Raw genomic sequence first — 17,662 nt, 5'->3', positions numbered from 1 at the left:
GTTATTGCTCCTTATTTTCGACGCCAGCGAATACCTTGTGGTGTATCTTCAAGGATAATTCCCATCTCTTGTAGTTGATCACGGATTTCGTCAGAACGAGCAAAGTTTCGAGCCTTTCGAGCTTCTGTGCGTTCTGCTATTAAAAGCTCAATCTCTTCATCTAGTAAAGCAGCCTCTTCCTGCAAAATTAACCCTAATACAGAGCTCAGCTCTTCTAGCAACTGACGGTAAGCTTTGATTTCCGTAGCCCCTACGTTATCATGACGCGTATATAGATTAGCTTCCTTGGCAATGTCAAACAATACTGTAATTCCATTAGCAGTATTTAGATCATCATCCATCTCTTCCTCAAAACGCTTACGCAAGTTCTCAATTACCTGCGCTTGCTCCTGAGCTAAGCCATTCGGCTCTTCCTCGCGCGCCGTATTTAGACGATGCCCCAGATTTACATAAGCATTTTTTATCCGTTCTAATCCATTAGCTGCTTGCTCCAGCATTTCATCACTGAAATTAATCGGACTGCGATAATGGCCGCTTAGCATGAAAAAGCGAATGAGTTGACCCGTATATTTTGCAATCAGGTCGCGCGCTAACAAAAAATTGCCCAAGGACTTAGACATCTTTTCGTTGTCGATATTAAGCATTGCGTTATGCATCCAGTATCGAGCGAACGGTTTGCCTGTAAAGCACTCTGACTGTGCAATTTCATTTTCATGGTGAGGGAAAGTAAGATCTGTTCCACCTGCATGAATATCAATGGACTCTCCTAAGAAGCGAAGGGCCATTGCAGAGCACTCAATATGCCAGCCAGGACGACCCGCTCCCCAAGGGCTCTCCCAAGAAATTTCTTGAGGCTTAGCCGCTTTCCACAGGGCAAAGTCAAGCGGGTTCTCTTTCTTTTCATTTACTTCAATGCGTGCCCCTGCTTGCAAATCGTCTAGGGGCTGATGAGATAGTTTGCCATACTCTTTGAAGCGATTAGTGCGGAAATAGACGTCGCCCTCGCTCTCGTAGGCAAATCCTTTTTCAATTAGTCCTTCAATAAAGGAAATAATTTCCGGAATCGTATTCATAACTCGCGGTTGAATATCAGGTGGCAGGACATTTACTCCTTGTAGATCCTGATTATATGCTGCCGTATAGCGGTCAGCCAATTCGGCCACTGTTGTCTGCTCTTCATTTGCTTTGCGAATTAGTTTGTCGTCTACATCGGTGATATTTTGTACAAATGTAACCTGATAGCCTTTGTATGACAAATAACGGCGCAATGTGTCAAACACGATGGCAGGACGCGCATTTCCTATATGAATATAATTATAAACGGTTGGGCCGCAAACATACATTTTCACTTTGCCTTCCTCTAACGGGATAAAGGCCTCTTTTTCACGTGACATCGTGTTATATAAGCGTATGCTCATTATTTGATTTCTCCTTTTTAACTTGATCAAGCTCCACTTTTAATTGAGCAATTTCCTTTTGCATGTCCCGAATCATTTCTAAAATCGGGTCTGGTAAATTAACATGGTCCAGATCACATTCTACCTTTTGACCGTTTTGTACCTTAATACGGCCCGGAATCCCAACTACTGTTGAGTGGGAAGGTACAGGCTGGAGGACGACAGAGCCCGCTCCAATTTTAGAGTAATCTCCAATTTTAAATGAACCGAGCACCTTTGCTCCAGAGGCGATAATAACATTGTTTCCTATCGTCGGATGACGCTTTCCTTTTTCTTTCCCTGTACCTCCAAGGGAAACCCCTTGATATATGGTTACATCATCGCCAATCTCACAAGTTTCCCCAATTACAACACCAGCTCCATGGTCAATAAACATTCTCCGACCAATCGTTGCTCCTGGATGTATCTCGATTCCTGTAAAAAAGCGCGTGATTTGAGAAACGAAACGAGCTGAGGTTTTCCAGCCTTTTTTCCATAATCTATTCGCCACTCGGTGTCCCCAAATGGCATGAAGCCCTGCATAAGTTAGCACCACTTCCCACGTACTCCGTGCAGCAGGGTCACGTTCAAACACGATCTGTATGTCTTCCTTCATCCTAGCAAACATGGGACTCCCCCTATTCTTTTGCCTGACCACCGGTTTCTTTAACGTTCCATCGTAAACGAAGCAGGCTTTACGTTTTGACAAGGCTTCAGCAGGGCAGGATGTTGTGCTTTTTCTCAGATGAATGCAAAAAACACCGCCTCGTACGCCTATATAGACGCAGAGACGGTGTTTTTACCGTGGTTCCACTCTGCTTAGATGAATCAAACTCTACTCCAAAGACGACTAGAGTTCATCTCGCTCAATACCCTTTATCGGCGGGTTCCCCGACCAATCTACTTGCAATAGACATTGTGTTCAATTGGTTGCTCCCAGGTGCATTTCCAAGAAGAGTCTACAAACGGCTTCCACCTATCCCGTTCTCTCTATTGAATCCTCTTTCTTGTACTTCTCCTGTTCAACGCGTGCAAAATCTATGTTGTTTTTATTATAGACTAGAAATCACTTGTTGTAGACGTGCCAATACTTTTTCGCGGCCAATTAAGTAAATGGATTGACCAAGATCACGTCCGTGCGCCTGACCTGTAATGGAAACACGCACTGGCATAAATAGTGCTTTCCCCTTATATCCAGTTGCTTTTTGAACTGCCTTTAATGAAGCATTAATTGTTTCTACACTATATTCATCTGCAGATTCAATGTGCTCCTTAAAGCTCACAAGTACCTCTTTTACTTGAGGCTCTTTTAATACAGCCTTGGCATCCTCTTCATAAACTACTTCATCTAAGAAAAAGAGAGCGGAAAGAGGTACAATCTGTGCACAATAAGACATTTGCTCTTGATATAGTGCTACGATTTGTTTTGCCCATTCTCTGCGTTCAGCAGTCAATTCTTCTTCTAAGAAGCCAGCTTCTTGAAGATGAGGAATGCACATGTCCACGATCTCATCTACTGGTTTAGCTTTGAGATAATGATTATTCATCCAATTCATTTTAGTGCTGTCAAATACAGCCGGGGATTTGCTAACTCGATCAAAACTAAATTTCTCGCTCAATTCTTCTAAAGAGAAGATCTCTTGTTCCCCACCCGGAGACCATCCTAATAACACAAGGAAATTCACAATAGCTTCTGGCAAGTAACCCATATCGCGATATTGCTCAATGAACTGAATAATGCTTTCATCGCGTTTACTCATCTTTTTACCCTCTTGATTTAAAATAAGGGCTAAGTGAGCAAATTGAGGTGCTTCCCAACCGAATGCTTCATAGATCATCAATTGACGAGGTGTGTTGGACAGATGCTCTTCTCCTCGAACAACATGACTGATTTTCATGAGATGGTCGTCGATTACAACCGCAAAGTTATAGGTTGGGATACCATCTGGACGACAGATAACGAAATCTCCGCCCATTTCATTTGAATCAAATGTTACTTCACCACGAACAAGATCATTTACTGTATAAGAACGATTTTCTGGCATAATGAAATGAACAGAAGGAACTCGTCCTTCTTTTTCATAGGCAGCTTTTTGTTCTGGTGTTGTATGGCGGTGCTTTTCTAAAATACGAGGGGTTTCATTGCGTGCAAGCTGCTCTTCGCGTTCTGCATCGAGCTCTTCCTTTGTTGCATAGCAGTAATACGCTTTTCCCTCTTTTAATAATTGTTCAATATATCCTTTATAAATATCCAAGCGGTCCATGCAACGATACGGGCCATATGGGCCACCGATGTCATCGCCCTCGTCCCAATCGACACCGAGCCATTTCAAGTTTTCCATTTGTTTCTCGGCGGCATTTTCCACATTGCGGACTTGATCTGTATCCTCGATGCGCACAATAAATTTTCCGCCTAAACGACGTGCATACAAATAATTAAATAGCGCTGTACGAGCACCGCCAATATGCAAATGACCGGTTGGACTCGGAGCATAGCGCAAACGAACTTCCTTTGTCATGATGACACCATCCTTATCCCATCTCTTCCAAACTTATGATACTACTAGACTTACGCATTGACAAGCAAACATACAGCCTGCGCAGCGATACCCTCCCCGCGTCCAGTAAATCCCAATTTTTCCGTTGTGGTTGCTTTAATATTCACCTGGGCAATATCTGCATCAAGCGCGTTAGCAATTACTTCACGCATCTGCGGAATATATGGTGCCATTTTAGGTGCTTGTGCGATGATCGTAGCATCAACATTTCCTAATTGATATCCTCGCTCTTTTACCAAATTCCATACATGGATGAGTAACTGCAAACTATCGGCATCCTTAAAAGCTGGATCAGTATCAGGGAAGTGCCGTCCAATGTCTCCCTCTCCAATCGCGCCAAGAAGTGCATCAGAAATCGTATGTAATAGTACATCCGCATCTGAGTGACCTAATAAACCTTTTTCATACGGAATGGTTACACCGCCTATGATGCAGGGCCTGCCTTCAACTAGTTGATGTACATCGAAACCTTGTCCGATCCTCATTTTCTCCTCTTCCTCTCTTCCGAACGCCTCTTCATAATCTCTTCCCCAAACCAGAGATCATCAGGAGTTGTCACCTTGATGTTTTCATAGCTACCATCAACAATTGTAACTGGGTATCCAAGCATTTCTACGAGCATCGCATCATCTGTTCCTACTTTTCCCTGTTCAAGTGCAAACTGGTGCGCTTCTTTTACGAGTGAAAGTGGAAAAGCTTGTGGGGTTTGAACCGCCCACAAGCTCTCGCGTGCCGGGGTTGCTTGAACGATTCCATCTGGACCTACGATTTTAATCGTATCCTTTACAGGAACCGCTACAACAACTGCCTGATGATCTTTCAATTTGGTTATGATTCCAGAAATTTGCTCCCCTGTGATAAAAGGTCTTGCTGCATCATGGATTAATACGTGCGTACAGCTCTCCGATAGAGCTTCAAGTCCATTTCGCACACTATCCTGACGCTCTGCGCCACCTATAGCCAAGATCACTGAGTATGGCATGCTCTTTCGCCATCGATCCATATCCTCATAATCTTGTTCATTTATCACCAGAACTACCTCAGAAATTCCTGGATGTTGAATGAAAGCTTCAACCGTATGCTGAAAAATCGGCTTATGCTGCAAATGCAACCATATCTTATTCTTACCAGCTTTCATTCGTTTTCCTTTTCCAGCGGCAACGATCACCACGCTTGTTTCCACACGTACCCTCTCCATTATGTTATCAATGCGCTACAATGCCTTCTCCAGCATCTTTGGCTTCGCGAAGATCATGCGGCCTGCCGACGTCTGTAGCACGCTGGTTACCAGCACATCAATCTCTAACCCAATATAATCACGGCCGCCTTCTACTACGATCATAGTACCGTCATCAAGATAAGCTACACCCTGACCGTACTCTTTCCCGTCTTTAATTACCTGCACATGTAATTCTTCACCCGGCAGGACCACAGGTTTAACCGCATTGGCCAAATCATTGATATTAAGAACTGGAACACCTTGCAATTCACAGACCTTGTTTAAGTTGAAGTCATTGGTAACCACTTTACCATTAAGCACCTTTGCTAGCTTAATTAATTTACTATCCACTTCCGCAATCTCTTCAAAATCTCCTTCATAAATTTGAACATTAACTTTTAATTCTTTTTGAATTTTGTTTAGAATGTCCAAACCTCTGCGACCACGGTTTCTTTTTAGTGCATCAGACGAATCAGCAATATGCTGCAATTCTTCAAGTACGAATCCTGGTATAACAAGCGCTCCCTCGATAAAGCCGGTGCGACAGATATCAGCAATCCGACCGTCGATAATGACGCTGGTATCCAAAACTTTATGCTCAACATTGGCACCAATGCCACCGCTTTCCTTTTTGCTCTTCTCCTTGCGACCTATAGAAAATACCGCCATAATTTCATCTCTTTTACGGAATCCCACCTGAAAGCCTAAGTAACCAAGCAAACCGGAAACAAGAAGTGGTAAGAAATCACCGAGAACTGGGACAGGTATACTATTGATCGGTAGGAATAATAAAAAGGCAACGATAAGTCCGATAATCAAACCTAAGGCTCCAAACATGACATCAGTAATAGGGAGTGTCAATAGCTTTTCTTCACCCCAGCGGATTGCATTCACCAAGTAATCCACCAACGTATTTGCCAACAGGTAAAACAAAATCACTCCTAGTACAGCCCCAATGTATGCTGGACGTGGAACTTCTCCAAAATTGAGCAAATCATTCAAAAATGAGAAAAATGCAGGCCCAAACTGATACCCCAGTCCTCCACCAATGATAACAAAGAAAAACTTACAGATTCGTTTTAACATAGGCTCACCTCCTCTTATTAATATAGACAGAAGATCTAACAAAAAAACCTAGTCTCCTGCAAATGATTTGAATGGTTTGTCTCATATCTCTTTCCCCTCACTATAACAAAATATTTTTTATAGTGTCAAATAGCCGGAAATTTTAACACAGCTTCAACATATACGTCAATCAAAAAAATATAAATTTGCAAAAGCCAGCAAAAATTCTAAGGTTTGACAGATGGATTAAGGAGTTTCTATAATAAACCATAATCAAGTGAATAGAATTTTCTGACTCCCCCTCATCAGAGAACAGAGGTGAATACTATTGTCTAGTGAAATCAAGGATTTTCAAGAACAAGTTTCCAACCTACTGATTAGACATCGGAGTATTTTAGATGTCATGTCTAAGCTGCAGGAGTCCAGCGCTCGAACAAACCGGGCCTTGACGAAAGCCGTAACTGATTGTGGATGCGTGGAGATTACTGCCTTAAAACAAGCCTTTGATCCTGCAAGTTCCTTACACGATAACCAGCCTCATCTAGACACGCATTTTTCGGGACAGCTTTGTGAGCATTGCCGGGATATCCTAACCGCTGAAATTGGAAAAAACTTATTTTACTTGGCTGCTCTTTGCAACGTCACTGATATTTCCTTATCCAAAGTACTCGAAGTTGAAACAGATCGACTCAATACGTTAGGAGTTTTTAATCTCTCCTAGAATCAATTGTTCTTTTCTCTCTATACTACGGATGAACCGGCAAGAAAGTTGCAACCCCCCGTTTGAGTTAAACGGGGGGTTGTTGTTTAATCCTATCAGGTTATAGATAATGCTTTTTCTCTTCTTGTGATTCTCTTTTTCTTACCTTGCGAATAAAATATTCAACGTTTTTTTTTATCCCATACAAAGCATATAGTGCGAGCGGCACAAATACCAGTTTGGAAATTTGATTCGGGAACATAATCGCAATAACAATCACACCAACAATGATGATGGGAGCAATCCAATATGCTGACTTCGGAATCCCTACTTTTTTGAAGTTTGGGTATTTTACGCGGGATACCATAAGGTAAGCAAGCATCAGCATCCCAAGTGCCAAGATGGTTGTCGGAAATACTTCATGAAATAAAGCCAGTGTAGCAAGTACACCACCAGCAGCCGTAATAGGCAAGCCGATAAAGTAACCCGGAACACCCGCTTGTACATTAAAACGCGCTAAACGACAAGCTCCGCAAATGGGGAAAAGAGCCGTGATGATAATACCTACTACACTGATTTCCTGCAATGCAACTACATACATGATAAAGGCCGGTGCGACCCCAAAAGATATAACGTCCGATAATGAGTCCAATTCTTTTCCAAATTCACTTTGTGCATTTAACATACGTGCTACTCGCCCATCCAAACCGTCCAACAGCATACCGACGATTACTGTAATGGCTGCGAAATCAACATAATCGTTAAATGCCAAGATCATTGCTACTATACCTAAAAATAGGTTGCCTAGAGTGAGCATGTTCGGCAATGCTTTCACAATCATAGTCTACCTCCGTTAATTATCATCCCACGATATTCTATCCCTACAGATAATCGTAATGGGTAAGAGTAGAAAAAGGGGGTAATTTATACCTGTTGACTTTAAAAAGAAAACCGTAACATAATTCCTTCATACTAATAGAACTAAATGTGCCTGTCAATGAACACTTGTTCCTGGATTCTTTTCAATCCGTCCTTAATGGCACGCGCTCTAATCTCACCAATTCCTTCTACATCGTCCAATTCCTCGATAGTAGCCATCAAAATGGAGTGTAGATTGCCAAAGTGGCAAATGAGGTTGCATATGACAGTGGAAGGAAGTCTAGATATTTTACTAAGCAATCGATATCCGCGTGTCATTACTGCCTCGTCCGACAGCTTATTCATATTTATATACCCCAACAGTCGAAGAAAGACACTTGGATCCATTAATTCCTCTGGACTTAGCTTACTCATTTCGTGTAAGACTTGTTTAGTATCCACCTTATCATCTTTTGCATAGTCTAAAATGAGTAGCTCTGCCTCTTGCTCCACATTGAACACAAGCTCTTCTAGCTGCAGGTTAATTAACCGACCCTCCGTACCCAATTCCAGGATATATTTTTTCATCTCTAACTTTATACGGATGACCATCTCAATCCGTTGCATAACCGATACAATTTCATGAACAGTGACTAATTGTTCAAATTCTAACGCACTTAGATTCGTAAGTCCCTGCTCTAATACCATCTTATATCTTTCCAAAGTTTGCAGTGCTTGATTCGTTTTCGCCAAAATAACACTAATATCTTTAATAACATAGCGCTGAGTTCCTTGGTATAACGTAATGACATTGCGCCTTTGGGAGATGGCAATAACCAAATGGTTCGTTAATCGTGCTGTACGATCGGCTGTCCGGTGCCTTGTTCCCGTTTCATTAGAAACAACAGCCCCACTGGGCAATAGCTGTGTGTTGGCATATAAAATCCGCTTAGCGTCCTGGCTGACAATAATAGCTCCATCCATTTTGGCCAATTCATATAAATGGGCTGGAGTAAATTCGCAGTCAATATAAAAACCACCGTCAATGATGTTTTTCATCTGTGGACTACATCCCACAACAATTAAAGCGCCTGTTTTGGCATGTAGAACGTTTTCCAGACCCTCACGAAAAGGCGTGCCTGGAGCGACAAAACGCAAAGCATCCAACATCAAATATAGCTACCCCCTCAATGCATATTGCAAAGCTTCCTCCACATTTTTTACACCAATTACCTCAATTCCAGCAGGCTTTTCTAGTCCTCGCATGCTTCTCTCAGGAATAATGACTCGCTTAAAGCCCAGTTTTTCCGCTTCGCGTATACGTTGCTCAATTCGAGAAACACCGCGGACTTCGCCTGTTAAACCAATTTCTCCAATCACTACATCATATGGATTGGTGGAATGATCTCGAAAACTACTAGCAATGCTTACCGCAATCGCTAAATCAATTGCAGGCTCATCTAGCCGAACACCACCGGCTACGTTTACATAGGCATCTTGATTTTGCAGCATCAAACCTACTCGTTTCTCCAAAACTGCCATAATCATAGCTATTCGCTGATGATCTACCCCGGTTGCCATTCGGCGTGGAGTAGCAAAACTGGTCGGGGAAACTAATGCCTGTAGTTCAACAAGCACGGGGCGAGTTCCTTCCATACTAGCTACTACTGTTGATCCAGCAACTCCAATCGGTCGTTCCGCTAAGAACAGCTCAGATGGGTTTTCTACTTCAGCCAGCCCTTTTTCTTTCATTTCAAAAATACCCATTTCATTTGTGGACCCAAATCGATTTTTAACAGCTCGTAAAATACGGAAGGTATTATGCCGATCTCCTTCAAAATAAAGAACAGCATCAACCATATGCTCAAGCATACGCGGTCCAGCGATAGCTCCTTCTTTTGTAACATGTCCGACAATAAAGATAGCGATACCTTTACTTTTTGCTATTCTCATCAGATGGCTGGTACACTCTCGGACCTGAGCTACACTCCCTGCTGCGGATGTGACTGCCGGATGAAAAATGGTTTGGATTGAGTCAATAATGACCACATCAGGGTCGACAAACGTTATCTGTTCCTCCACTTGCTCCAAATCAGTCTCCGTCACTACTAGCAGATTTGATGTTTGTACACCAAGTCGATCAGCTCGCATTTTAATTTGTTTAACAGACTCCTCACCTGAGATATACAACACTTTATTATTCTGATGTGCAAGAGCAAAAGAAGTTTGGAGAAGTAAGGTAGACTTTCCGATCCCCGGATCTCCCCCAACCAGCACCAATGATCCCAAAACTAAACCGCCGCCTAAGACACGGTTTAATTCACCTAAAGTTGTATCTAATCGTGGTTCCTCCTCACTTATGACCTCTGTGATGGGCTGTGCCCTTTGTTTGGTGGACATTCCGCGATCTCTGCCACCCGCTTGTTTACGCTCTAATTCTTCAACCATTGTATTCCAATTATTACAACCTGGACATTTTCCCAGCCATTTAGGACTTTCGTACCCGCATTCCTGACACACAAACTTTGTTTTTACTTTTGACATATAACATACTCCCGTATCTATAAATTCATTCTACTGTTGTTCGTGCAACTACTGTTAAATCCTGCTAATGGACAGCATTTTTATATCACCTTACTTGTATGCTAGATGTATAAAAAATATCCCCGAATCATCTTCGGGGATACGTACTGCTTTCTCCTGAAATTATACCATGTTTTGCTTCAGGATTTGTTTATTTTGTTACTTTTACTTGCTCCAAGCGTTTTACCGTTAATTTGCCGTCTTCCGCATCAATTTGAACGGTATCGCCTTTCGTGATCGTTCCCTTGAGCAATTCCTCAGACAAGCGATCTTCAATATTTCGTTGAATCGCTCGACGTAGAGGACGTGCACCATAGGCGGGATCAAAGCCCTCTTTAGCAAGAATTTTCTTAGCCTCATCGCTTAGTTTGAAATCAATCTCCTGTTCGACTAGGCGTTTGCGCAAGTCCTCAGTCATCAACGTAACGATTTTTTCAATATGCTCCTGTTCTAGAGAGTGGAACACAATAATTTCGTCGATACGGTTCAAGAACTCTGGACGGAAGCTACGTTTCAATTCATCCATGACTTTATCTTTCATATCTTGATATTTCTTTTCAGAATCATTCGTAGTAAAGCCAAGGGAGCTATTTTTCTTAATCATGCTTGCACCCACATTGGATGTCATGATGACTACCGTATTGCGGAAATCAACCGTCCGTCCTTTAGAGTCTGTCAATCGTCCATCATCAAGCACTTGTAATAAGATATTAAAGACATCTGGATGTGCCTTTTCAATTTCATCTAGCAAAATAACTGAGTATGGTTTACGGCGAACCTTTTCTGTCAATTGACCGCCTTCATCATAACCCACATATCCCGGAGGCGCACCGACTAAACGGGCAGTGGTGTGCTTCTCCATGTACTCAGACATGTCTACACGAATCATGGCATCTTCATCACCGAATAATGTTTCAGCCACAGCACGAGCTAATTCTGTTTTACCTACCCCTGTAGGGCCTAAGAAGATAAATGAACCGATTGGACGCTTTGGATCTTTTAAACCGGCGCGAGCGCGACGTACTGCACGGGCAACTGATTTAACAGCCTCATCCTGTCCAATAACTCGGTCGTGCAGAATATCTTCCATTTTCAACAGACGTTCTGTTTCTTCTTGCTTCAATTTTAAGACAGGAATACCAGTCCAGTTAGCTACCACATGAGCGATATCCTCCTGAGTAACCTCCATGTTTAGTTTTCCTTGTCTCTCTTTCCAATCCTTCTTAGTGGAATCAAGCTCCTCGCGTAGTTTTTGTTCCTTATCTCGTAACGCTGCAGCTTCTTCAAATTCCTGAGATTGTACGGCTGCGTCCTTTTCTTTGCGAACCTCTTCTAATCGCGCTTCTAGCTCTTTTAGGTTAGGTGGTACGGTAAAGGATTGCAGGCGAACCTTGGAAGCTGCCTCGTCAATTAAATCAATAGCTTTATCCGGCAAAAAGCGATCTGTTATATAACGATCTGACAATTTTACCGCTTGATCAATGGCCTCATCAGTAATTTTTACACGATGATGGGCTTCATAACGGTCACGTAAACCGCTTAAGATTTTAATCGCATCTTCTGGAGTCGGTTCATCTACTTGAATTGGTTGGAAGCGGCGTTCGAGCGCGGCATCCTTCTCAATGTATTTACGATACTCATCCAGCGTGGTAGCACCGACACATTGTAGCTCGCCGCGAGCAAGTGCTGGTTTAAGAATATTGGATGCATCAATTGCTCCCTCAGCTCCGCCTGCTCCAATTAATGTATGCAACTCGTCAATGAACAGAATAATATTTCCTGCTTGTCGAATTTCATCCATAATTTTTTTCAGACGATCCTCGAATTCACCACGATATTTGGTGCCGGCTACCACTGTACCCATATCTAAAGTCATGACACGTTTATCACGCAATGTTTCCGGAATTTCATTATTAACAATTTTTTGAGCTAGACCCTCGGCTATCGCTGTCTTACCAACACCGGGTTCACCAATTAATACTGGGTTATTCTTTGTCCGTCGGCTCAATACCTGAATCACACGTTCAATTTCCTTCTGACGACCGATCACCGGATCAAGTGAACCTTCTTTAGCAATAGCCGTCAAGTCCCGTGCTAATCCATCTAAAGTAGGAGTATTTGCCGATGCGTTGCTTCCAGATGGCTGATGAGATGACATCATTTCTGAGCTGCCCAATAATTGCAATACCTGTTGACGTGCTTTATTTAGGCTAATGCCTAGATTGTTCATGATTCGCGCAGCAATTCCCTCTCCCTCGCGAATGAGACCTAACAAAATATGTTCGGTTCCCACGTACGTATGACCTAGCTTGCGAGCCTCGTCCATGGACAGCTCAATTACTTTCTTAGCTCGCGGGGTGTAGTTTGGTGTATAATTTGTCGTGTTTGCCGGTTGTTCAGGAGCACGACCGATTAAAGATTCCACTTCATTTTGAATTTTATCAAGGCCGAGACCGAGTGCTTGAAGTGCTTTTGCCGCAATTCCTTCTCCCTCTCGGATCAGACCTAAAAGAACATGTTCGGTTCCAATATCTTTGTGACCTAAACGAACTGCCTCTTCCAATGCTAAAGCTAATACTTTTTGTGCACGCTCTGTAAATCGTCCAAACATCATAGTATAAGCACCTCCATTACTCTTCTCTTATGAATTACATTTTAGTCGTTCCCGAATAACATAAGCTCTACGCTCATCTCGTTGTTCTGGTGTTAATTTCTGTCCCGCATCATATTGTAAAAAACCGGGTTGTGTGCTAACTAACAGCTCATTTACAACAAATGGGCTGCATGCTTGTAAATAACCCAAATCTATTCCCAAGCGTACATCAGATAAGCGCTGAGCCGCTTCTTTTGATTCTACTGTTCTTGCATGAGTCAAAATCCCGTAAGAACGAAAAATCTTATCCTCAATAGATATGCGATTATGCTCTTGCAAATACTGACGCGCTTCACGCTCTTGTTCAATAATTTGGCTTGCAACGCTGTATAGATTTGAGATAATATCTGCTTCCGACATACCGAGTGTCACTTGATTGGAAAGCTGAAAGAGGTTGCCAACAGCTTCGCTTCCTTCCCCGTACAGACCCCGAACAACCAAGCCTACTTGAGTAATTGCTTGCAAAATTCGATTAATCTGCTGGGTCATCACAAGTGCAGGTAAATGTAACATGACAGAAGCACGTATACCAGTACCTACGTTTGTAGGACAACTAGTTAAATAGCCTCGTTTTTCATCAAAAGCATAATTGACTTGTTTTTCGAAGATATCATCCATCTTGCTTCCTTTTTCCCAGGCTTCCCGCAATTGAAAACCTGGCAAGAAAACCTGAATACGCAGATGATCTTCTTCATTGACCAAAACACTAATGGATTCGTCCTCACTTAAAATGACGGCACCTTTTCTGGATTCCTCTGCCAAATTAGGGCTGATAAGATGTTTTTCTACCAGCACTCTCTTTTCGAGAGGCTTCATGTCCTCCATGGACAACAGTTCGAAGGAGCCTTTCTTCTTCATAGAAGGAGAATCGATTACTTCTTTTACTTTACGTACGACCTCTTCTGCCTGTGAGTCAGTAGCTAAGAGTGGAAATGGATGCTGACGTAGGTTCCTAGCGATTCGCAACCGCGTACTAATAACAATGTCAGAGTCAGGACCCTCACCTTTCATCCAATTACTCCATGGGTGCTGGGTAAAACGCTGTAGGGACATACTTGATGTTCACCTCCACCATTTATTCACTTGGATTGTTCAATCTTTTGTTCCAATGCACGAATACGGTCTCTAATTTCCGCTGCCTTTTCAAACTCCTCTGTAGCAATATGCTGTTGAAGAGCCGTTTTTAGTTGCTGTAAGTCCTTTTTTATCTTTAATTGGCTACCTGTACGTTCAGGTACTTTCCCCATATGCTGGGTATTTCCATGAATTCTTCTAAAGAGCGGGTCAAGTTTGGCTCCAAAGTAGTTATAACAATCACTGCAACCAAAACGACCACTCTTGCTAAATTGTGTATAGGTTAATCCGCATGTTTCGCAACGCGTAAGCGGAGAAACTGTATTTTGGCTAATCTGTTGACTGCTGACACCTTTATTCATAGGGTCAAAATTTAATAAACCAGCCAATAAATTATTTAGACCAAAATTACCAAAGCCTGAGAAATATTCGCCTTTTTCCTTGGCACATTGCTCGCAAATGTGTGTCTCAGACTTTTCGCCATTTACGATTTTGGTAAGATGTAAGGTTGCGGGACGTTTGCCGCACTCTTCACAATTCATAATCAGAACCTCCTTACAAGTCAATCGGTACAACCAGACTTTTAGGGTTAATTCTATTCTTTGCAAAGGTGTAACTTCTATGTTATGAGGATTGATGTAATCATATGCTTTAAGATACTGGCTCTTAGCTGATCTCGTAAAGGTGTATTAACCATCAGCACCTGTCTTGAGGTGGCTACCTTCATTAAAGTGGCTTCCCGCAAACTAATCCATCTTTCTTCCACTAATCGATCAATGATAGAGTAGCCGTATGATTGAGTTATACTATCGCCAATCATTTCTTCTGTCAAAAGCTCCTGCAATGTATCCTTACACAAAATTTGCGCCTTTCGAATCCGGATAAAGCCTCCACCGCCACGTTTACTTTCAACAATATATCCTTTTTCAATAGAGAAACGTGTGTTAATGACATAATTAATTTGGGACGGTACACATTGAAACTTTTCGGCAATATCACTCCGCTGAATTTCAATAGCTCCATTCGGACTCTCCTGAAGTATGCTCTTTAAATGCTGCTCAATGATGTCCGATATATTTCGCAAAGTGTCGCCTCCTTGCCTAAGAATATGAGTGAAGCTAAGGGCGTTAAAATTAATTTTTTAGTTTGTCAATTTGACTTTGACTATCTTTGACTTTTATTATAATTACTTTTTTATTTACTTTCAACCCTTATTTCCCTTACTCCTTTATTTTGGTCAAAAAAGGTCTATTTCAACCTGCATCATCAAAAAAACCACCTTTAAAAAGGTGGTTCATTTTTACCTGTTTATTTAGATTGATAAAATGGTACTTGCTGAAGTAATTTCTCATAGCCTTGAATGACGACATCTGCATTTTTTAATTCGCCAGATTCAGCAAAGCCAAAATCACAGCCTATTGTCCATAACTGATTTTTTTTACCTGCCTCAACATCTGACTTACGATCTCCTACCATGACTGCCTGCTTAATATCGTATGTTTTTAGAAGAAGGGCAACCAGATCTACTTTTGACTCGGTTTGGAAACGTCCGGCTGAGTATAGATCAGTAAAAAGATGCGTGATGTTAAAGTGCTCACATATTGCTTCGACATAACCGTCCATGGCATTAGATGCTACAAAAAGCGCGATTCCTTGCTCGTGCAGTGCTGTTAGTTGTTCTACTACTCCCGGATACAGGGAAACAACACCTTCGTCTAATAATTTCTCTTCATGCTTGGCTAATAACTCCGTAGCCAGTTCCCTTGTCTTTTCATCTGCTTCCGGTAGGAGTACATCCCATATTTCATCTAGAACCATACCCAAGGTATTAGTAATAGCACGATCATCAGGAAGTTCACCATCCCATAGCTGGCGATTTCGCAAATCTTGAAAGGTGCGTCTAAAACCTGGAATAGCCATAGACTCTGTTTGCAATAAAGTACCATCCATGTCAAAAATAACGGCATGCTGTATGCTCACTCTACCACCTCAATATCGTGTTGTTAAATGATTGTGACCGATTTTCATAGAAATCACTCATCTACTGCATATCTTGTTTAATAAATGCAGCGATGTCATAAGCGGCAAACGGACGAGCAATCATTTCTGCTTGTTGTCGCATTGCTTTAGACTTTTGTTCATTTAAAAGCACTTGCTCAATTGAGTATATCAAATCTCGACTCTCTGTAGCGTGGACAGCACAGCCATTGTTTAACAAAAAGTGACTATTTCGTTCTTCTTGACCGGGTAATGGATTAAAAATAACCATAGGAACACGTTTGCTTAATACCTCAGCAGTTGTTAGACCACCTGATTTTGTCACAATCGCATCGGCTACTTCTAAATACTCATGAAAATTATCTACATATTGTAATGCCACTACATCATGAGAATACGAATTGTTTGTAACACTTCTGTATAATTTTTCATTTAGACCTGTTAAGACGAAAATTTTTAATGGGATATGCAAGGCATCCAGGCCTTGCAATACTTTATCCATGGGGCCTAATCCCAATCCACCACCGGACAATATTAATACCTTTTGGTCGGGCTTTATTTCAAATTTAGCACGAAGCTCCTGTTTATTAACCTCTTCTCTAAATTTGCGCATAATCGGGATGCCCATTGGTTTAAATTTTTGACGATTTTCATGATAAAGATCAACTAAGTAAAAAAGCTGTTCACTAGCAATAAAATAATGGTCAATATGATGATTCACCCAGGATGGATGGATTGTATAATCCGTTATAATTGTATAAATTGGTTCGGTCCACTGGTTACGTCCCTTCAATACAGAGAGCATACAGCTAGCAAATGGATGCGTAGCAATAAATGCATCCGGTTCTACACTGTTAATCAATCGTTTTAAATTATTTGCCAGTAGCTTATTAACAAAAACATTCATATCAAAAAGTCTGGTTTTCTCTGTATTATGATAAATTTTACCCCAAACACTTGGAGAGAGCTTTAATATATTCGTATAGCTTTCCAATAAGATTTTATGGAAGGTTGGACTTATATATTCAAGGGTGTCTATTACCATAGAAGCATAACCAAGTTCGCTTAACTCTTCCTGAATCGCACGAGCAGCCTGGTTATGACCGTTGCCAATGGAGGCGGAAAAGATGAGTATCTTTTTCATTTCGACTCTCCTTTGCTGTCTATTCCAACATCAGTTCATTTGCACCCAATTCTTTTTACATACCAGCATGCCTTACATATTCTGTAAGGCTTCAATGAGCGTCCTATGATTGGGGTACGAAGATGAGGAAGGCCTAATTCATGTAGGAAAAGTATATTTAGCCAGATTTGATTCCTATCCTTAGCATATCATACCATTGGTTATAACCTAAGTCATATCTTCATGTGCATTTATGTTCTAATGTTCTCTTATGTAATACGATTTAACACTGCAATAAGATACACTATGATTCGATCTAAATAATCTTTTCATAAAACGAAAAATCTCTCAACAATAATCTGTTGAGAGAATCTATTCATGATCTTCATTCCCTG

Annotated in this window: 16 protein-coding genes and 1 other annotated feature; of the genes, 1 reads left to right on the top strand and 15 read right to left on the bottom strand. The window is 41.6% G+C overall.

Features of this window, described 5'->3' with window-relative positions; genetic code table 11:
- Positions 1–11: 11 nt before the first annotated feature.
- The 6 genes from cysS to QZ995_RS20085 form a co-directional block, all read right to left on the bottom strand.
- Positions 12–1,418, bottom strand: a complete 1,407-nt coding sequence (gene cysS / locus QZ995_RS20110) for a cysteine--tRNA ligase (protein WP_301810486.1) — start codon at positions 1,416–1,418, stop codon at positions 12–14.
- The gene (cysE, locus tag QZ995_RS20105; RefSeq protein ID WP_437124757.1) at positions 1,399–2,094 is read right to left on the bottom strand and encodes a serine O-acetyltransferase; all 696 of its coding nucleotides are present in this window, start codon (positions 2,092–2,094) and stop codon (positions 1,399–1,401) included. Before cysE ends, cysS begins: the two co-directional genes overlap by 20 nt.
- A 125-nt stretch (positions 2,095–2,219) precedes the next feature.
- Positions 2,220–2,471: a binding site (T-box leader), on the bottom strand.
- 17 nt (positions 2,472–2,488) lie between these two features.
- Positions 2,489–3,955, bottom strand: coding sequence for a glutamate--tRNA ligase (gltX, locus tag QZ995_RS20100; RefSeq protein ID WP_301810481.1), 1,467 nt, complete (start codon positions 3,953–3,955; stop codon positions 2,489–2,491).
- A gap of 50 nt (positions 3,956–4,005) precedes the next feature.
- Positions 4,006–4,479, bottom strand: a complete 474-nt coding sequence (gene ispF / locus QZ995_RS20095; protein WP_301810479.1) for a 2-C-methyl-D-erythritol 2,4-cyclodiphosphate synthase — start codon at positions 4,477–4,479, stop codon at positions 4,006–4,008.
- Complete coding sequence (ispD, locus tag QZ995_RS20090; RefSeq protein ID WP_301810477.1) at positions 4,476–5,177, bottom strand: 2-C-methyl-D-erythritol 4-phosphate cytidylyltransferase; 702 nt, start codon at positions 5,175–5,177, stop codon at positions 4,476–4,478. The genes ispF and ispD overlap by 4 nt, the downstream gene beginning before the upstream one ends.
- Positions 5,178–5,207: 30 nt before the next feature.
- Positions 5,208–6,299 (bottom strand): PIN/TRAM domain-containing protein, encoded by a 1,092-nt coding sequence (locus QZ995_RS20085; RefSeq protein ID WP_031413182.1) that lies wholly within the window; start codon positions 6,297–6,299, stop codon positions 5,208–5,210.
- Positions 6,300–6,606: 307 nt separating this feature from the next.
- On the opposite strand from QZ995_RS20085, the gene QZ995_RS20080 reads away from it, so the two are divergent.
- Complete coding sequence (locus QZ995_RS20080) at positions 6,607–6,999, top strand: hypothetical protein (protein WP_031413181.1); 393 nt, start codon at positions 6,607–6,609, stop codon at positions 6,997–6,999.
- Between the two features lie 100 nt (positions 7,000–7,099).
- On the opposite strand, the gene pssA is transcribed toward QZ995_RS20080, so the two are convergent.
- The 9 genes from pssA to QZ995_RS20035 all read right to left on the bottom strand — a co-directional run bounded on the left by pssA (position 7,100) and on the right by QZ995_RS20035 (position 17,288).
- A complete protein-coding gene (gene pssA, locus QZ995_RS20075; protein WP_003345131.1) occupies positions 7,100–7,819 on the bottom strand; it encodes a CDP-diacylglycerol--serine O-phosphatidyltransferase in 720 nt (239 codons plus the stop codon).
- 140 nt (positions 7,820–7,959) lie between these two features.
- A complete protein-coding gene (gene disA / locus QZ995_RS20070; RefSeq protein ID WP_301810470.1) occupies positions 7,960–9,006 on the bottom strand; it encodes a DNA integrity scanning diadenylate cyclase DisA in 1,047 nt (348 codons plus the stop codon).
- A 9-nt stretch (positions 9,007–9,015) separates the two neighbouring features.
- Positions 9,016–10,380 carry a DNA repair protein RadA gene (gene radA / locus QZ995_RS20065; RefSeq protein ID WP_301810469.1) on the bottom strand — a complete coding sequence of 455 codons (1,365 nt, stop codon included), beginning with the start codon at positions 10,378–10,380 and terminating at the stop codon, positions 9,016–9,018.
- 190 nt (positions 10,381–10,570) lie between these two features.
- Positions 10,571–13,033, bottom strand: a complete 2,463-nt coding sequence (locus tag QZ995_RS20060; protein WP_301810468.1) for an ATP-dependent Clp protease ATP-binding subunit — start codon at positions 13,031–13,033, stop codon at positions 10,571–10,573.
- 27 nt (positions 13,034–13,060) lie between these two features.
- Entirely contained in the window at positions 13,061–14,125 is a 1,065-nt protein-coding gene (locus tag QZ995_RS20055; RefSeq protein ID WP_301810465.1) for a protein arginine kinase, read from the bottom strand.
- Positions 14,126–14,151: 26 nt separating this feature from the next.
- On the bottom strand, positions 14,152–14,688 hold the full coding sequence (locus QZ995_RS20050; RefSeq protein WP_301810462.1) for a UvrB/UvrC motif-containing protein: 537 nt from the start codon (positions 14,686–14,688) through the stop codon (positions 14,152–14,154).
- A gap of 77 nt (positions 14,689–14,765) precedes the next feature.
- Positions 14,766–15,230 carry a CtsR family transcriptional regulator gene (locus QZ995_RS20045; RefSeq protein ID WP_301810460.1) on the bottom strand — a complete coding sequence of 155 codons (465 nt, stop codon included), beginning with the start codon at positions 15,228–15,230 and terminating at the stop codon, positions 14,766–14,768.
- A 224-nt stretch (positions 15,231–15,454) separates the two neighbouring features.
- Positions 15,455–16,126, bottom strand: a complete 672-nt coding sequence (locus QZ995_RS20040) for an HAD family hydrolase (RefSeq protein WP_301810457.1) — start codon at positions 16,124–16,126, stop codon at positions 15,455–15,457.
- Between the two features lie 61 nt (positions 16,127–16,187).
- A complete protein-coding gene (locus QZ995_RS20035; protein WP_301810453.1) occupies positions 16,188–17,288 on the bottom strand; it encodes an MGDG synthase family glycosyltransferase in 1,101 nt (366 codons plus the stop codon).
- Positions 17,289–17,662: the final 374 nt, after the last annotated feature.

The organism is Brevibacillus laterosporus (assembly GCF_030489605.1).
GTDB classification, from domain to species: domain Bacteria; phylum Bacillota; class Bacilli; order Brevibacillales; family Brevibacillaceae; genus Brevibacillus_B; species Brevibacillus_B laterosporus_E.
The sequence above is the reverse complement of the archived record's forward strand: the minus strand, read 5'-3'. Positions and strand labels throughout refer to the sequence as shown.